Here is a 14,921-nt window from a genome sequence, read left to right as displayed (position 1 = left end):
ACTAGAGATGGCCACGCTGGAGATCAAGGATCTGCACGTCTCGGTCAACGCCGACGAGACCGCCAAGGAGATCCTGTCCGGGGTCAACCTGACGATCAACTCGGGCGAGACCCACGCGATCATGGGCCCGAACGGGTCCGGCAAGTCCACCCTGTCCTACGCCATCGCAGGCCACCCCAAGTACGAGGTGACCTCCGGCGAGGTGCTGCTCGACGGCGAGGACGTGCTGGCGCTGTCCGTGGACGAGCGCGCCCGCGCGGGCCTGTTCCTCGCCATGCAGTACCCGGTCGAGGTGCCCGGCGTGTCCATGTCGAACTTCCTGCGCACCGCGGCCACCGCGGTCCGTGGCGAGGCTCCCAAGCTGCGCCACTGGGTCAAGGAGGTCAAGGCGGCCATGGCCGACCTCGACATCGACCCGGCGTTCGCCGAGCGCTCGGTCAACGAGGGCTTCTCCGGCGGTGAGAAGAAGCGCCACGAGATCCTGCAGCTCGCCCTGCTCGCGCCGAAGATCGCGATCCTCGACGAGACCGACTCCGGCCTCGACGTGGACGCGCTGCGCGTGGTCTCCGAGGGCATCAACCGGGTCAAGGCAAGCGGCGAGGTCGGCATCATGCTGATCACCCACTACACCCGCATCCTGCGCCACATCACCCCGGACTTCGTGCACGTGTTCAGCGGTGGCCGGATCGTCGAGTCCGGCGGCGCCGAGCTGGCCAACCAGCTCGAGGAGCACGGCTACGTCCGGTTCACCGGCAAGCAGGAGCCGGCCGCGATCGGCTGACCGAGCCCCAGGAAACGAGGTTCCCGGCCATGACCACCACAGCAGCAGGCCTGGGCAGGCTCGACACGGAGACGATCCGCAAGGACTTCCCGATCCTGTCGAGGCTGGTGCACGGCGACAAGCCGCTGGTGTACCTGGACAACGCGGCGACGTCGCAGAAGCCGCGCCAGGTGATCGACGCGATCGTCGGCTACTACGAGAAGCACAACGCCAACGTGCACCGCGGCATCCACACGCTCGCCGAGGAAGCGACGGCGCTGTACGAGGGTGCGCGCGACAAGGTCGCCGAGTTCATCAACGCGGGCAGCCGCGACGAGGTGATCTTCACCAAGAACTCGTCCGAGGCGATGAACCTGGTGGCGCGCGTGCTCGGCGAGGCAGGCCCCGGCTACCGGGTCGGTCCCGGTGACGAGATCGTCATCACCGAGATGGAGCACCACTCCAACATCGTGCCGTGGCACCAGCTCGCGGAGCGGACGGGCGCGACGGTCAAGTGGTTCACGATCACCGACGATGGCCGTCTTGATCTGTCCACACTGGACTCGGTGATCACCGAGCGCACCAAGATCGTGTCGATGACGCACGTGTCGAACCTGCTCGGCACGATCAACCCGGTCGACGTGGTGATCAAGCGGGCGCACGAGGTCGGCGCGCTGGTGCTGCTGGACTGTTCGCAGTCCGCGCCGCACCTGCCGCTGGACGTCACCGCGCTCGGTGCCGACTTCGTGGCCTTCACCGGTCACAAGATGCTCGGCCCGACCGGCATCGGCATCCTGTGGGGACGGTTGCCGCTCCTCCAGGAGCTGCCGCCGTTCCTCGGCGGCGGTGAGATGATCGAGATCGTCACGATGGAGAAGTCGACCTTCGCGCAGCCGCCGCACAAGTTCGAGGCAGGCACCCCGCCGATCGCCGAGGCGGTCGGGCTCGGCGCGGCCGTCGACTACCTCACCGCCGTCGGCATGGACGCCATCGCGGCGCACGAGCACGAGCTGACCGCGTACGTGCTCGACGCGCTGGCCACGGTGGAGGGTGTGCGGATCATCGGCCCGCCGACGGCGACCGACCGGGTCGCCGAGGTGTCGTTCACCCTCGCGGGCATCCACCCGCACGACGTTGGCCAGGTACTCGACGAGCAGGGCATCGCCGTGCGCGTCGGGCACCACTGCGCGCGGCCCGCCGTGGTGCGGTACGGAATTCCGGCGACCACGAGAGCGTCGTTCTACCTGTACAACACGACCGCCGAGGTGGACACCCTGGTCAAGGGATTGGCGCAGGTCAAGAAGGTCTTCGGATGACGAACAGTTACCCAAGGGGAACGGGACGCAACCCAGCCACAAGTTCCGGGGAGGCGGGTCAGTGAACCTTGAGTCCATGTACCAGGAGATCATCCTGGACCACTACAAGAACCCGCACGGCCGTGGCCTGCGGGAGCCGTATGACGCCGAGTCGTTCCAGGTCAACCCGACCTGTGGCGACGAGGTGACGCTGCGGGTCGCGGTCGTGGACGACAAGGTCACCGACGTCTCCTACGAGGGCCAGGGTTGTTCGATCAGCCAGGCCTCCACCTCGGTGCTGACCGACCTGGTCACCGGCAAGCCGGTCGGCGAGGCGCTGTCCACCCTGGACGCGTTCGTCGAGATGGTGCAGAGCCGCGGCAAGGTCGAACCGGACGAGGACGTGCTCGAAGACGGCGTCGCGTTCGCGGGAGTGGCGAAGTACCCGGCACGCGTGAAGTGCGCGCTGCTGGGGTGGATGGCGTTCAAGGACGCGGTGGTCAAGGCGAACGGAGGAGCAGCATGAGCAGCACCGAAGAGGTTGACCGAGGCGTCGAGGCGTTGCCGGAGCCGCCGGAGCCGAAGGCGGACGTGGCCGCGGTCGAGGACGTCGAGGAGGCCATGCGCGACGTCGTCGATCCCGAGCTGGGCATCAACGTCGTCGACCTCGGTCTCGTGTACGACATCCATGTCGAGGCCGACAACACGGCGACGATCGACATGACGCTGACGTCCGCGGCCTGCCCGCTGACCGACGTGATCGAGGACCAGACCCGTGCCGCGCTCACCGCGGGCCCGGGCGGCGGTGTCGTCGGCGACTTCCGGATCAACTGGGTCTGGATGCCGCCGTGGGGCCCGGAGAAGATCACCGACGACGGTCGCGAGCAGCTGAGGGCACTCGGCTTCACCATCTGACGGTTCCTCGAAAAGCCACGCGGGCACGCTTGCCCGCGTGGCTTTCTCGTGTCACGACCGGCTCCTCTCGGCGGCCGTGACGTTCACCAGGTGTTGCACGCCTTGAGCGTGCGCTCCTGAAAACCCTTGTCCAGCATGACTTTGGCGTCCGGTGGCGCGTCCACGGAGGACAGTCGGTCGCTGATCTCGCCGGTGATGTTGGCGTCGACCGCACCCCGGTTCGCCATGGCGCCGCTCGCGACGCCCGCGAGGCAGGTGGCCTGCTGTGCGAGCCGGGCCTCCGCGTCGTCGACGGCGGCGGCCAACTCGGCGAGGCCGGTCGTGAACTGGAGGGCGCGGGCGTACTCGCGGAGGAACACGCCGAAGTAGCGGCCGGGGTAGCGGCCGTTCCGCTCGGTGTCGCGCAGGTGGGCGGGCGTCATGTAGACCGTGCCGTCGCACTGGGTCGATGGGCTCGCCGGGAGGATCTCGCCACACGAGCCGGTCCGCACCGGGCTGGTCACCGTGACGACCTCGACGGTGCCCTCGAGACCGGCCCCGGCGAGCACGCCGCGCCAGGCGTCGTCCGCGCAGGTCCTGGCGGCGGCGTAGAACGCGGCCTGCCGGTCGTCGGCGAGGTCGAAACGGGGGAGCGCGCAGGTCGCGTCCGCCATCCGGGCCGGCGAACTGGACAGCGGGTGCGTGGCGGGCCCGGGAGGCGGGCCGGTGGTGGTCGTGGGGGCGGGCGGTGGGGCGCTGCCGGTGATCTCGGGAATGGCAGGGCCGGGACTCGCGGTGCCCACGACCTCCCGCGTGGGCCGCAGGACGGTCACGAGCGCCGCCGCGGCGACGAGCGCCACGACGAGGACGACGGACGCACCGAGGGCGACGTAGTACGCGGGGCGGCGGGGCGCTGGCGGTGGTTCCGGCGTGTCGGGGCGCCAGGCGAGGTCGGTGGGTGGGGGCGGGAGCAACTCGTCGAGCGGCCAGCCGCCGACCGTGGACCCGGTGGTGGTCGGCGACTCGTCGGACGCCGCCGCGTCGACCGGGGTGACGACGGTCGGGCCGTCGAGCCACGTGGTGGGTTCGGCGTTCCCGGGTTCGAGGTGGGTGATGTCGCTGATCGGGGTGGCGACGGTCGGGTCGTCGGGCCATGCGGTGGGTGGTGTTGCGGGGGCGGTGTCGTCGGTCGTGGCGGCGACGGTGGGCTCGTCCGGGTCTGCGCCACGCGCGGGTGCCGCGGGAAGGGGCGGTTCCTCCGGTGCGGGGCCCTGGAGGTTGCCTGTCGAGGGGCCCATCACCGTGGGGCCGTCGATCGGCGGGGTCGGTCGACCGCGTGGCGTCTCGATCTCGTCTTCAGCCATCCCCGTCCTCGTTCCGCGCGACCGTTGTGCAGCGTAGCGGCCTCGCTCCCTCCCGGGAGTGATCTCCGCTGGTCGTGTGGGGGAGGGCCACGACGCCGCGGGTCTGCCAGGATCGTGGTGTGGCGGCAGTTCTCGACTCGGTGCTGGGCCCGGTGATCCGCCCGTCGACCTACCGGCGATGGGTGTTCCTGATCCTGGGCGGTGCCGTGCTGGTCCCGTTCATGCTGATCGCGGGCATGGTCCTGCCGTCCCTGATGCCCGCCGCGTTCCGGGACGAGACCCTCCTGGTCGTCGCGTTGTCGCTGGTCGTGGTCATCGGGGTCATGGTGCTCATGTCGCTGATCCCCGCCGTGCGGGTGATCGAGGGGACCGCCGCCCGGGAGCTGCTCGGTGACGGGGTGCCCGAGCAGGCCACCCGGGTCGCGCTGTCGTGGGAGTCGCGGGCACGGTTCGCCGGGTGGTTCGTGGTGCACCTCCTCGTCGGCGGGGTGCTCTCGGTCCTCACCCTGGCCGTGCCGCCGACCGTCGTCCTCACCTTCTTCGCGCCGTTCGCAGGCCGGGTCGACGTGCTCGGGCTGACCATCCGGGTGCCGGACGGATGGGCTGGCGCCTGGGTGCCGCTCGCCGGGCTCGCCGCGTTTCTCGTCCTCGTTCACCTCGTCGACGGGGCGGCCGTACTGGCCGCCCGTGCCGCGCCCTTCCTGCTCGGGCCTACCGCCGCGGAACGGCTCGCCGAGCTGGAGCAGCGCACCGAGCAGCTGGCCGAACGCAACCGGCTCGCCCGCGAGCTGCACGACTCCGTCGGCCACGCGCTGAGCGTCGTCACCATCCAGGCCAGCGCCGCGGGCCGGATCCTCGACACCGACCCCGGGTTCGCGCGCACGGCGCTGTCCGCCATCGAGGAGTCCGCCCGCGCCGCGCTCGCCGACCTCGACCACGTGCTGGGCCTGCTCCGCGAGGATCAGGGCACCGACCGCCCACAGTGGACGCTCGCGAACCTGCCGGACCTGCTCGAACAGACCAGGATCGCCGGTGTCGCCGTTGAGTCCACCGTGGAGGGGGTGCTCGACGAGGTGCCGCCCGCGGTGTCCCGTGAGGCGTACCGGATCGTCCAGGAAGGGCTCACGAACGTTCTGCGGCACGCGGGCAAGGTGCCGGTCGCGCTGCGGCTCGCCACCGGCGACGACCGGTTCGAGCTCGACCTCTCCAACCCCATCCACGACGATGGCAGGGCGAAGCCGAGGGCGGGCGGCGGGCATGGCCTGTCCGGCATGCGCGAGCGCGTGACCGTCCTGCGTGGACAGATGACCGCCGGGCCCGAGAACGGGCGCTGGCAAGTACAGGTGCGAATTCCACTGAGGACGGTGCGCGGATGACGGACGGCAAGACGACGGTGTTGCTCGTCGACGACGAGGAGCTGATCAGGGCGGGGCTGCGGGCGATCATCAACGCGGAGCCGGACCTGACCGTCGTCGGCGAGGCTGGTGACGGGGCCGAGGTGCTGCCGCTCGTCACCAGGCTGCACCCGGACGTCGTGCTGATGGACGTGCGCATGCCGGCGGTCGACGGCATCCAGGCCAGCAAGCACATCATGGAGACCGTCGCCGCGCCGCCGAAGATCCTGGTGGTGACGACGTTCGAGAACGACGACTACGTTTACGACGCGCTCCGCGCAGGCGCCAACGGCTTCCTGCTCAAGCGCACAAGGCCCGAGGACATCGTGCGTGCCATCCGCATGGTGGTGAGCGGGGAGTCGCTGCTGTTCCCGTCCGCGATCCGGGCGCTCGCCGCCGCGCACGGCGGTGGCCGCGCGAACGGACTGGCGCGGGCCGGGCTCACCGAGCGCGAGGCCGAGGTGCTACGCCTGATGGCGACCGGACTGTCCAATGTGGAGATCGGGGAGCGGCTGTTCGTCAGCGTGCAGACCGTGAAGACGCACGTGGGCAACGTGCTCGCGAAGCTGGGCGCGCGGGACCGCACGCAGGCCGTGATCCTGGCCTACGAGACGGGTTTCGTCACGCCTGGCTGACCGACTCCGTGCGCCCGGCCAGGTTCTGCTGGTAATGGTCGATCTTCGACCGGATGTGCTCCTGCTCGACCCGCAGGTGCGCGATCTTCTCGTCGATGTCGCGGTCGTGCTCGCGCAGCACCTCGAGCCGTTCCGCGACGGTCTCGTCGCCGCCACGCACCAGCTCCGCGTAGCGCACCATCCGCTGGATCGGCATGCCCGTGTCCCGCAGGCAGCGCAGGATCCGCAGCCACGCCAGGTCGTCCTCGGTGAACACGCGCCGACCGCCCGAGTTGCGCGCGATGTCGTCCAGCAGGCCGATTCGCTCGTAGTAGCGCAGGGTGTCGAGGCTGAAACCGGTCTGCTCGGCGACCTGGCCCGGTGAGTAGCGCACTGGTCCCCCTGAGGTCCCGTCGGTGAGCCCGAGGCTAACACGATGCGTTACGAGAGAGGCCCTTCCCGGCGCCGGCATGGGTCCCCGCCGGGGTGTCATGGCTTGGCCATCTTCCGGCGAAGACGGGCCGGGGCGGCGCGGAACAACGCCGCCATGGCGGCGGCGGTCCCGGCCGGATCCGCCCTCCCGGAGAGATAGGCACGCTGGTGCCGGGCGGGCAGGTCGAAGAACAGGTCGAAGAACTCCTCGTGCTCCTCGGCGGTGAGGCTGAGCAGTGTCGCGAGCCCCCGGCGGCGCAGGCGGTACACGAGCCGCGCTCGCCGCGGCCAGATGACACGCCGCACGGCCCGCTCGCCTCGCCCGATCGTGTCGGCGATCGCGGGGGCGAGGCGGAAGGAGTCGGCGACCGAGAACCCGGTGGCGGGGTGGACGAGTCCGGCCGCGGCGCCGAACGGGATGGCGCCGCGTGCCCGTCGCGGCGGCGGCGGGACGTCGACGGGAAACCGGACCCGCTCGACCGGGCCGATCACCGTGCCGACCCGCGCGTACAGGCGGTCCCGCAGCTCGCCGAAACCCAGGGCCGGTGCACGCGCGAGGCTGGTCTCCTCCAACAGCATCCGGCCGTCCGGCAGCGGGACCGCGTAGAGGAACGTGGCGGGCCCGAGGAACTGGCCGTTGGGCGGACGCCAGTCCATGAAGACCGCTTCCTCCGCGCGGGAGCCCGCCGGGACCACCACCCCGTAGGCCGTCTGCTCGATGCCCCCGCCCCGGGCGCCGGTCGCGTCGAAGACCATGCCGTGCCGTACCTCGCCGGTCGTGAGGGTCGCCGACGTCGCGGTCATCGCGGCCGCGCGGTTCCGCACCACCTCGATGCCCGGGTGCGCGCACGCGGCCAGCACCGACGCGTTGTCCAGCACCGCGTACCCGCGCGGCAGCAGCCGCTCGCCGCCCCGCGCGGGGGTGGCCACCCACCGCGACCCTGGCGGCAGCACCGACACCTCGTCGGCCCACATCCCGTAGGTCGCCCGCCACCCGTGACCAGGCGCGACGAGCGTGACGGCGTGCCCGCCCCGCGCGCACGCCGAGGCGAGGGCCCACCCAGAGGGGCCACCACCGACCACGACCACGTCCGCCACCGGCCGATCCCACCACAGTCTCCGAGGGCCGGCCGTGCACGGGCGCTAGAGGCCGCGCGAATAGGGTCGGTGGATGCCCGGCGGGCGCCGCCATGCCCTGTTCGCGCGGCCTCTAGGGTCATCCACATGGCTGATCAGGTCGAGCCCAGGGAGGCACGTCGTTCGGAGCGGTTGGCGGGGCCCGAGTCCGGTGATCTCGCGGCGAGCCCGTACCGGGTCGACCGGGACCGGGTGGTCGCGTCGCCGTTCTTCGCGCGGCTCGGCGGGGTCACCCAGGTGGTCAGCGCGTCCGGTTCCGGCCTGCTCCACAACCGCCTGACGCACAGCCTCAAGGTCGCCCAGGTCGCCCGCGCCATCGCGGAGCGGCTGCGTGCCGATCCCGTGTTCGCGCCGATGCTCGACAAGCTCGGCGGCTGCGACCCGGATGTCGCCGAGGCCGCCGGCCTCGCCCACGACCTCGGCCACCCGCCGTTCGGCCACCTCGGCGAGCAGGTGCTCGACCGGCTCGCGCGGCACCGGTTCAGCCTCCCCGACGGGTTCGAGGGCAACGCGCAGAGCCTGCGGATCGTCACCACCACCGACACCGGCGGCCCCAGTGCCGTCGGACTCGACCTCACCGCCGCGGTCCGCGCGGCGATGCTCAAGTACCCGTGGACCCGCCTCACCCACCCGGAGCCACATCCCCGGCACATGTCCGCGCCGCCGCGCGGCGCGTCGGAACCGGCCGAGGAGCCCGGCACCGGGTCGAGCAAGTTCTCGGTCTACGTAACGGAACTCGACGACATGGCACAGTCGCGTGCCGCGTTCGCCGGGCGGCTCGCGAGCTGGCAGCAGACCGTCGAGGCGTCGGCCATGGACACCGCGGACGACATCGCCTACGCCATCCACGACCTGGAGGACTTCCACCGCATCGGCGTCCTGCAGCACGCCCCGGTCGCGGCGGAGCTGGAACATTGGCTCGCCGGCGCGCTGGAGCTGGCCGCGCTCGACGACGCGACGCTCGTCGCGCAGGCCCGCCGCCCCGGCTACTCACTCGAACTGCTCCGCCGCCGCATGCGACGCCGCGACGCGTGGGTGGTCGACGACGACGCGTTCGTCGCCGCCGTGTCCCGGGTCCGCGCCGAGCTGGTCGACGGCATGCTCCACATCCCGTTCGACGGTTCGGTCGAGGCGGAGCAGGCGGTCGCGCGGTTCTCGTCGGTGTGGACCGTACGGCTCGTCGACGGCATGAACGTCGTGATGGACCCGCCCACCCGTTCCGGTCACGTCATGCTGGCCCCAGCACAGTGGCACGAGGTGCAGGTGCTCAAGTTCGTGCACCGCCGGTTCGTGCTGCTGCGGCCGGATCTCGCGCTGCACCAACGGGGACAGGCCGCGCTGCTGACCTCGCTGGTGGAGGCGCTCGAGCAGTGGCTCGGTGACCGGTTCGAGGCGAACCGGCTGCCGCGACGGCTCGGCGACCTCGTCGACCTGGCCGAGACCGAGTACCGCGCACTGGCCGCGACCGATATGTCCACTTTGGTCGGAGCGACCGGTGAGCCGCCGCGGGGCGAGTCCGGAATCCGGGAACTGGCAAGGGGACGTGCTGTGATCGATTTCGTCGCGTCCCTCACGGACAGTCAGGCCGCGACACTGCTCGACGCGCTTTCCGGGCGCAGCGCGCAGCCCTGGTCCGACGCCTTCGTACTGTAGGTCGTTGACAGGCGGCAACTGTTAACACACATGGAGTGTGGTTGGGCCGAATGGCCGCTGCGTCGGAAAGGTTCTGACCATACGTTGGTCCGGCCGGGGGCACCCCGGCATTGGGTTGTCGTGTGTCGGGGCACGGCCGAGCATTTCGCGGAGGAAAGTCCGTGCGTACACCTGCACACGCATCCCGAAGATCCCGAGCCCTACTGACCAGCGCAGCGGTGCTGCTGGCCGTCGTGGGGCTCGCCAGTCCGGCCGCGGCGGCACCGCCGCGTGAGGACCAGCAGATCTCCGCGGAGAAGAACGCGGCCAACCAGATCGCCGCGCTCCAGAACATCAAGAAGAGCCAGTCCGCCGCTGAGGCCAAAGTGGACACTCAGCTGGTCGTGCAGCAGCGGATGAACAAGAGCCGGGCATCGACGAGCTCGGTTCCGTTGCTGGACAACGGGGTCGAGACCTCCTCGGCAGGCAAGGTGACGGTCGACATCCGGGCGACCGTCAGCGACGGCCTGCTCAAGGACCTGGCCGCGAACGGCGCGGGCGTCAAGTCGGTCTCGGAGCGGTACGGCACCGTGCGTGCCGAGGTCCCGCTGTCGGCGGTCAACACGATCGCGGCGCGCAAGGACGTCTCGCGGGTCGAGGAGGCGGGCGGCTTCATGACCGCGCGCGAGCTCAACCCGGACCGGGATGCCAAGATCGAGTCCAAGCAGGAGAAGGCCGCGCGGATCGAGCAGAACACGCGTGCGGCACTCGCCGACCGCGCCGGGGCCATCGACAGTGAGGGCAACCGGGCGCACAACGCGGACACCGCGCGTGCGGACATCGGGGTCACCGGCATCGGCGTCAAGATCTGCGCCCTGTCCGACGGCATCGACTCGCTCGCCACGTCGCAGGCGGGCGGCGAACTGCCCTCGGTCGACGTCCTGACCGGCGAGGCGGGCTCTGGTGACGAGGGCACCGCGATGCTCGAGATCATCCACGACGTGGCCCCCGGCGCCGAGCTCGGTTTCGCCACGGCGTTCAACGGTGACGCGAGCTTCGCGGACAACATCCGCGCGCTTCGCCTCGAGCTGAACTGCGACATCATCGTCGACGACATCATCTACTTCAAGGAAGCGCCGTTCCAGGACTGGATCATCGCCCAGGCCGTGAACGACGTGATCGCCGACGGCGCCCTGTACTTCTCCTCGGCGGGCAACGAGGGCAACACCGTGGACGGCACCGCGGGCCACTGGGAGGGTGACTACGTCAACTCCGGCCAGGTCGTCGGCAAGTTCGCGGGCTACGCCCACGACTTCGACCCCGGCCCCGGCACGCAGATCCTCGAGCCGCTGTCCAACGAGTCGGCCGGCGCGCCGGTCCTGCTCAACTGGGCCGACCCGCTCGGCGGATCCGCGAACGACTACGACCTCTACATCCTGGACTCGGCGGGCAACGTGCGCGCCATGAGCCAGAACTACCAGACCGGTACGCAGGACGCGTACGAGCGGGTGGACGTGCCATCGGGCACCAACCTGCGGATCGCGGTCGTGAAGTTCACCGGCGCCGACCGGTACTTCTCGCTCTCCGCGCTGCGTGGCCGGTTCAAGGACCAGGGCACGCTGAAGGCGTTCGTCACCCCGGGTGTCACGTTCGGCCACTCCGCCGCGCGTGGCGCGTTCTCGACGGCCGCGGCCCCCGCCAAGGACCCGCTGCCGTTCGACCTGGAGACCGGTGACCCGGCCAACCCGGCCGGTCCGTTCCCGAACGCCTACGACGCGACCTCGAAGCTCGAGCGGTTCACCTCGGACGGCCCGCGCAAGGTGTTCTTCGAGGCCGACGGCACGCCCATCCCGGGTGGCGAGGTTCGGCAGAAGCCGGACATCACCGCCGCGGACGGCGTGCGCACCAGCGTCGACGGGTTCGACCCGTTCTTCGGCACCTCGGCGGCGGCCCCGCACGCTGCGGCCATCGCGGGTCTCGTGCTCTCCGGCAACCCGGGCATCGACCCGGCGGAGGTGCGTGAGGCGCTCGTCAGCACGGCGATCGACATCGCGGAGCCGGGTGTGGACGGCCGCAGTGGCCACGGTGTGATCCTCGCCGACCGGGTGCTCGCCTTCACCGGTGCCAGCCCGCAGCCGCTCGCGGTCGCGGAGACGCCGAAGGTGACGCCGGACAGCGGCAGCGAATACCTGCAGCCGGGTGACACCGCGACGGTCTCCCTTCCGGTGACCAACGTCGGTGACGGCACCGCGGTGTCGACGAGCGTCGTGCTCACCACCTCCACCCCTGGCGTGACCGTGACCCCGCGCGCCCAGTCCTACGGCACGATCCCGCGTGGCGAGACCGTGGTGAAGGACTACACGATCACGGTGCCATCGACGCACCAGGTCGGTGTGCCGGTCCAGTTCGCCACCCGGGTGACGTTCGCGGGCACGTTGTCGCCGCGCACGTCGACGTTCTCGGTGGGTGTCGGGCAGCCGTCGGATGAGACGGTGACCTTCGCCTACGCCGGTGCGCCGGTGGCGATCCCCGACAACAGCACGGTCGGCGCGACGGTGCAGTTCCCGGTGGCCGGCTTCGGCCGGGCGTCGAGGATCTCGCTGTCGATCGACGGCGCGACCTGCAACACCACGACGGGTTCGACGACCGTGGGCGTCGACCACACCTACGTCGGTGACCTGGTCGGCACGCTGACCTCCCCGAGCGGTGCGACCGCGACGGTGTTCAGCCGCAACGGTTCCAACGGCAAGAACCTGTGCCAGGTGGTGTTCGACGACGCCGCCGAGCGGGCGTTCTCGTCGGTCACCTCGGCGAACGCACCGTTCACCGGCACGTGGCGGCCGACGACCTCCCTCGACGCGCTGATCGGCGCGCCGGCGGATGGCACGTGGACGCTCAACGTGGCTGACCGGGCGAACGCCGACACCGGCTCCGTCCGCGCGGTCTCGTTGCACCTCAACGGGTACGTGCAGCCGTAAGGTGATCTCCTGATGGCCGCCCGCCGGTTCCGACCGGCGGGCGGCCGCTTTTCCGGCTACTGGACCTGACTCAGCTTGAGGTTGTCCTTCGGGATCCGGATCGTCCATTCCTGACTGCTGCCGGTGGTCCGGCTGTTCTCATCCTCCGACGCGTACTCGCCGCCGATCTTGATGATCTTGAACTCGATCCCGGCCGAGCCCTTGACCCCGGCCTTGTGCGCGGCCGTCTCCGAGTCCGACGCGGTCACGGTGACGTCCTGGAACCCTTGCGCGGCGCGGAACTTGACGTTGTCGCCGGTCACGGCGAAGTCACCGGAGCCTTCGAGCCGCAGGTAGTCGTCGCCGTGCAGCGCGTCGACGTACAGGATGAGGGTCGCGTCCTTCCTCGGCGCCCACACCCCCGGGATGGACAGGATGCCCTCGTCGACGTCGCCGTCGTGTGCCGCCGTCTTGCCGTCCGCGTCGGTGATGCGGGCGTAGAAACGACCGCCCCGCAACGGCTTCTCGAGGAAGTTGTCGGCGTTGATGATGATGTTCACGTACGCCCAGTCGCGGCTGTGCTCCGAGTCGTCGGGGATGGCGCTGCCCCGCGCGGCGATGACGGTGACCCACAGGCTCGCCTCGACGGCTGGCTCGTCCCACGCGTAGCCCGCCGCGTCCTCCGACTCGAGCGTGACCTTCAGCTCGTGCTGTCCCACGCCGAGCGGGCCCGCGGTGAACCACTCCTCGTCGTTGGCGCCCGCCGTCATGCTCTGGTGCGTCGCGCCGCTGACGAACTGCCCGCCCGCGGTGAACGTGACGCTGAACGGCCCGGTCTCGTTGTAGTCGTCGTTCTCGAGCTCGAGGTAGACGTAGACCTTCTCCGCGGAGTTCGCCTCGCCGTGCTCGTGGGCGAATCCCTCGCCCTCGGTCTGGAAGAACAACTGTTTGATCTTGGGGGCGGCCATTGTGGACAACCTCTCTGCTGGGTTGCCTCCCAGTGTTGGGAAATACCGGCGCGACGACACGGCGCTTGGGCGCCCATAGGGGCAGCCCGCTGGGTCGATGGGGCATAGGCTTCGCGACGTGCCGAAAGTCAACGCGACCGCCGCCGTGCCCGCGTCCCCGTCCCGCACGTGGGCGGTGGCCTCGGACCTGAACCGCTTCGACGAGTGGATGGCCCTCCACGACGGCTGGCGCGGCGAGCTGCCCGCCGAGATCGGGCGGGGCACCGCACTCACGTCCGTCGTGAAGGTGATGGGGCTGCGCAACCGGATCACCTGGCTGATCGAGTCCTACGCGCCACCGTCGGCGCTGACGATCAAGGGCCGGGGCGTCGGCGGCGTGAAGGTGGCGCTGAGCCTCGCCATCCGCGCGGACGGTGCGGGCTCGACCGTGACCATCGACGCGGAGGTGACCGGGCGCCCGGTCTTCGGCCCGGTGGGCATGGCGATCGGCAGGGCGGTACGCGCGGACGTGCGGCGCTCGGTCGAGGCGCTGGCGAAACTCGTCAGGTGACGCGCTGCCCAGAAGCCGGCGCGTCGATCACCCCGCCGGCGGCCGACGGCGGCAGCAGGCGCTCAACCGGGGCGTCCGGGCACTGGTCGCCACGCAGGCGCGGCCGCTGTCCCGGTGAGCACCAATGCTGCCCCACCCAATCAGAGCGAGCCGGTCGCGAGCATCCCGCCGTCCACCCGCACGGTCTCGCCGGTGATCCACGAGGCCTGGTCGGACGCGAGGAACGCGACCAGCTGCGCAACGTCGGCCGGGTCGCCGAGCCGTCGCATCGGGTACCGCGCGGCCACGGCTTCCTCGTCCGCGCTGTACAGCGCCTCGGCGAACTTCGTCTTGACCACCGCGGGGGCCACCGCGTTGACCCGCACACCGGGCCCGAGCTGCCACGCCAGCTCCTCGGTGAGCCGGATCAGCGCGGCCTTGCTCGCGCCGTACGCGGCGATGACGCCGGAGGACCGCAGGCCCGCCACCGACGCGATGTTCACGATCGACCCGCCGTGCTCTGCCATCCACGCCTTCAGCGCGAGCTGCACGTAGCCAAGCGCACCGACGACGTTCACGTCGAACAGCTTGCGGACCGCGCCGAGATCCGCGTCGGCGAGCGGGCCGTAGGTCGGGTTGATGCCGGTGTTGTTGATCAGCACGTCGAGCGAGCCGAACTCCTCGACCGTGCGGCGCACGACCTCGGCCCGGTCATCGTCGCTGCCGGTGTTGGCGGGCACGGCCAGCACCCGCGCGTCCGGCACGAGCCCGCGCAGCTCGTCGGCGGCGGCCGCGATCTGGTCGGGTTTGCGCGAGGAGATGGTGACGGCGGCGCCGCCACGAGCGAGCTCTACGGCGATCGCGTGGCCGATGCCGCGGCTGGCACCCGTGACCAGCGCGACCTTTCCCTTGAAGTCCGGTGTCATGGGACATGACTCTAGCTAA

At 70.7% G+C, this 14,921-nt stretch carries 14 protein-coding genes; 9 read left to right on the top strand and 5 right to left on the bottom strand.

What is annotated here, in order from left to right:
- Positions 1-7 precede the first annotated feature (7 nt).
- The 4 genes from sufC (at position 8) to WBA97_RS12880 (ending at position 2,970) form a co-directional block, all read left to right on the top strand.
- Entirely contained in the window at positions 8-781 is a 774-nt protein-coding gene (gene sufC, locus WBA97_RS12895; protein ID WP_424231004.1) for a Fe-S cluster assembly ATPase SufC, read from the top strand.
- Positions 782-810: 29 nt separating this feature from the next.
- Positions 811-2,076, top strand: a complete 1,266-nt coding sequence (locus WBA97_RS12890) for a cysteine desulfurase (protein ID WP_424231003.1) — start codon at positions 811-813, stop codon at positions 2,074-2,076.
- A gap of 61 nt (positions 2,077-2,137) precedes the next feature.
- Entirely contained in the window at positions 2,138-2,581 is a 444-nt protein-coding gene (gene sufU, locus WBA97_RS12885; protein WP_424231002.1) for a Fe-S cluster assembly sulfur transfer protein SufU, read from the top strand.
- Positions 2,578-2,970 (top strand): metal-sulfur cluster assembly factor, encoded by a 393-nt coding sequence (locus tag WBA97_RS12880; RefSeq protein ID WP_424231001.1) that lies wholly within the window; start codon positions 2,578-2,580, stop codon positions 2,968-2,970. The genes sufU and WBA97_RS12880 overlap by 4 nt, the downstream gene beginning before the upstream one ends.
- Before the next feature lie 83 nt (positions 2,971-3,053).
- Here WBA97_RS12880 and WBA97_RS12875 read toward each other — a convergent pair whose 3' ends face one another.
- Positions 3,054-4,313, bottom strand: a complete 1,260-nt coding sequence (locus WBA97_RS12875) for a hypothetical protein (RefSeq protein ID WP_424231000.1) — start codon at positions 4,311-4,313, stop codon at positions 3,054-3,056.
- 119 nt (positions 4,314-4,432) lie between these two features.
- Between WBA97_RS12875 and WBA97_RS12870 the strand changes: the two genes are divergently transcribed.
- The gene (locus WBA97_RS12870) at positions 4,433-5,689 is read left to right on the top strand and encodes a sensor histidine kinase (RefSeq protein ID WP_424230999.1); all 1,257 of its coding nucleotides are present in this window, start codon (positions 4,433-4,435) and stop codon (positions 5,687-5,689) included.
- Positions 5,686-6,342, top strand: a complete 657-nt coding sequence (locus tag WBA97_RS12865) for a response regulator (RefSeq protein WP_424230998.1) — start codon at positions 5,686-5,688, stop codon at positions 6,340-6,342. The genes WBA97_RS12870 and WBA97_RS12865 overlap by 4 nt, the downstream gene beginning before the upstream one ends.
- On the opposite strand, the gene WBA97_RS12860 is transcribed toward WBA97_RS12865, so the two are convergent.
- Together WBA97_RS12860 and WBA97_RS12855 are read right to left on the bottom strand one after the other, a co-directional pair.
- Positions 6,329-6,715: a MerR family transcriptional regulator gene (locus WBA97_RS12860; protein WP_424230997.1), complete on the bottom strand. Its 387-nt coding sequence runs from the start codon at positions 6,713-6,715 to the stop codon at positions 6,329-6,331. The genes WBA97_RS12865 and WBA97_RS12860 overlap by 14 nt on opposite strands.
- Positions 6,716-6,810: 95 nt before the next feature.
- Complete coding sequence (locus tag WBA97_RS12855) at positions 6,811-7,851, bottom strand: lycopene cyclase family protein (protein WP_424230996.1); 1,041 nt, start codon at positions 7,849-7,851, stop codon at positions 6,811-6,813.
- A gap of 126 nt (positions 7,852-7,977) precedes the next feature.
- Between WBA97_RS12855 and WBA97_RS12850 the strand changes: the two genes are divergently transcribed.
- Both WBA97_RS12850 and WBA97_RS12845 read left to right on the top strand, forming a co-directional pair.
- Positions 7,978-9,543 carry a deoxyguanosinetriphosphate triphosphohydrolase family protein gene (locus WBA97_RS12850; protein ID WP_424230995.1) on the top strand — a complete coding sequence of 522 codons (1,566 nt, stop codon included), beginning with the start codon at positions 7,978-7,980 and terminating at the stop codon, positions 9,541-9,543.
- A 161-nt stretch (positions 9,544-9,704) separates the two neighbouring features.
- Positions 9,705-12,500 carry a S8 family serine peptidase gene (locus WBA97_RS12845; protein WP_424230994.1) on the top strand — a complete coding sequence of 932 codons (2,796 nt, stop codon included), beginning with the start codon at positions 9,705-9,707 and terminating at the stop codon, positions 12,498-12,500.
- A gap of 56 nt (positions 12,501-12,556) precedes the next feature.
- On the opposite strand, the gene WBA97_RS12840 is transcribed toward WBA97_RS12845, so the two are convergent.
- The gene (locus WBA97_RS12840) at positions 12,557-13,447 is read right to left on the bottom strand and encodes a hypothetical protein (RefSeq protein WP_424230993.1); all 891 of its coding nucleotides are present in this window, start codon (positions 13,445-13,447) and stop codon (positions 12,557-12,559) included.
- A 118-nt stretch (positions 13,448-13,565) separates the two neighbouring features.
- Here WBA97_RS12840 and WBA97_RS12835 point away from each other — a divergent pair, with 118 nt between their 5' ends.
- A complete protein-coding gene (locus WBA97_RS12835; RefSeq protein WP_424230992.1) occupies positions 13,566-13,997 on the top strand; it encodes a type II toxin-antitoxin system Rv0910 family toxin in 432 nt (143 codons plus the stop codon).
- Between the two features lie 140 nt (positions 13,998-14,137).
- Here the strand turns inward: WBA97_RS12835 and WBA97_RS12830 are convergent, their stop codons facing one another.
- Positions 14,138-14,902: an SDR family oxidoreductase gene (locus tag WBA97_RS12830; protein ID WP_424230991.1), complete on the bottom strand. Its 765-nt coding sequence runs from the start codon at positions 14,900-14,902 to the stop codon at positions 14,138-14,140.
- Positions 14,903-14,921: the final 19 nt, after the last annotated feature.

The organism is Actinophytocola sp., from assembly GCF_049647105.1.
Classification (GTDB): domain Bacteria; phylum Actinomycetota; class Actinomycetes; order Mycobacteriales; family Pseudonocardiaceae; genus Actinophytocola.
The sequence above is the reverse complement of the archived record's forward strand: the minus strand, read 5'-3'. Positions and strand labels throughout refer to the sequence as shown.

What these genes read in the sequence shown, in the direction of transcription:
- sufC (WP_424231004.1), top strand. Translation starts at nt 8, where the DNA reads ATGGCCACGCTGGAGATCAAGGATCTGCACGTCTCGGTCAACGCCGAC.
- WBA97_RS12890 (WP_424231003.1), top strand. Translation starts at nt 811, where the DNA reads ATGACCACCACAGCAGCAGGCCTGGGCAGGCTCGACACGGAGACGATC.
- WBA97_RS12880 (WP_424231001.1), top strand. Translation starts at nt 2,578, where the DNA reads ATGAGCAGCACCGAAGAGGTTGACCGAGGCGTCGAGGCGTTGCCGGAG.
- WBA97_RS12875 (WP_424231000.1), bottom strand. Translation starts at nt 4,313, where the DNA reads ATGGCTGAAGACGAGATCGAGACGCCACGCGGTCGACCGACCCCGCCG.
- WBA97_RS12865 (WP_424230998.1), top strand. Translation starts at nt 5,686, where the DNA reads ATGACGGACGGCAAGACGACGGTGTTGCTCGTCGACGACGAGGAGCTG.
- WBA97_RS12850 (WP_424230995.1), top strand. Translation starts at nt 7,978, where the DNA reads ATGGCTGATCAGGTCGAGCCCAGGGAGGCACGTCGTTCGGAGCGGTTG.
- WBA97_RS12840 (WP_424230993.1), bottom strand. Translation starts at nt 13,447, where the DNA reads ATGGCCGCCCCCAAGATCAAACAGTTGTTCTTCCAGACCGAGGGCGAG.
- WBA97_RS12830 (WP_424230991.1), bottom strand. Translation starts at nt 14,902, where the DNA reads ATGACACCGGACTTCAAGGGAAAGGTCGCGCTGGTCACGGGTGCCAGC.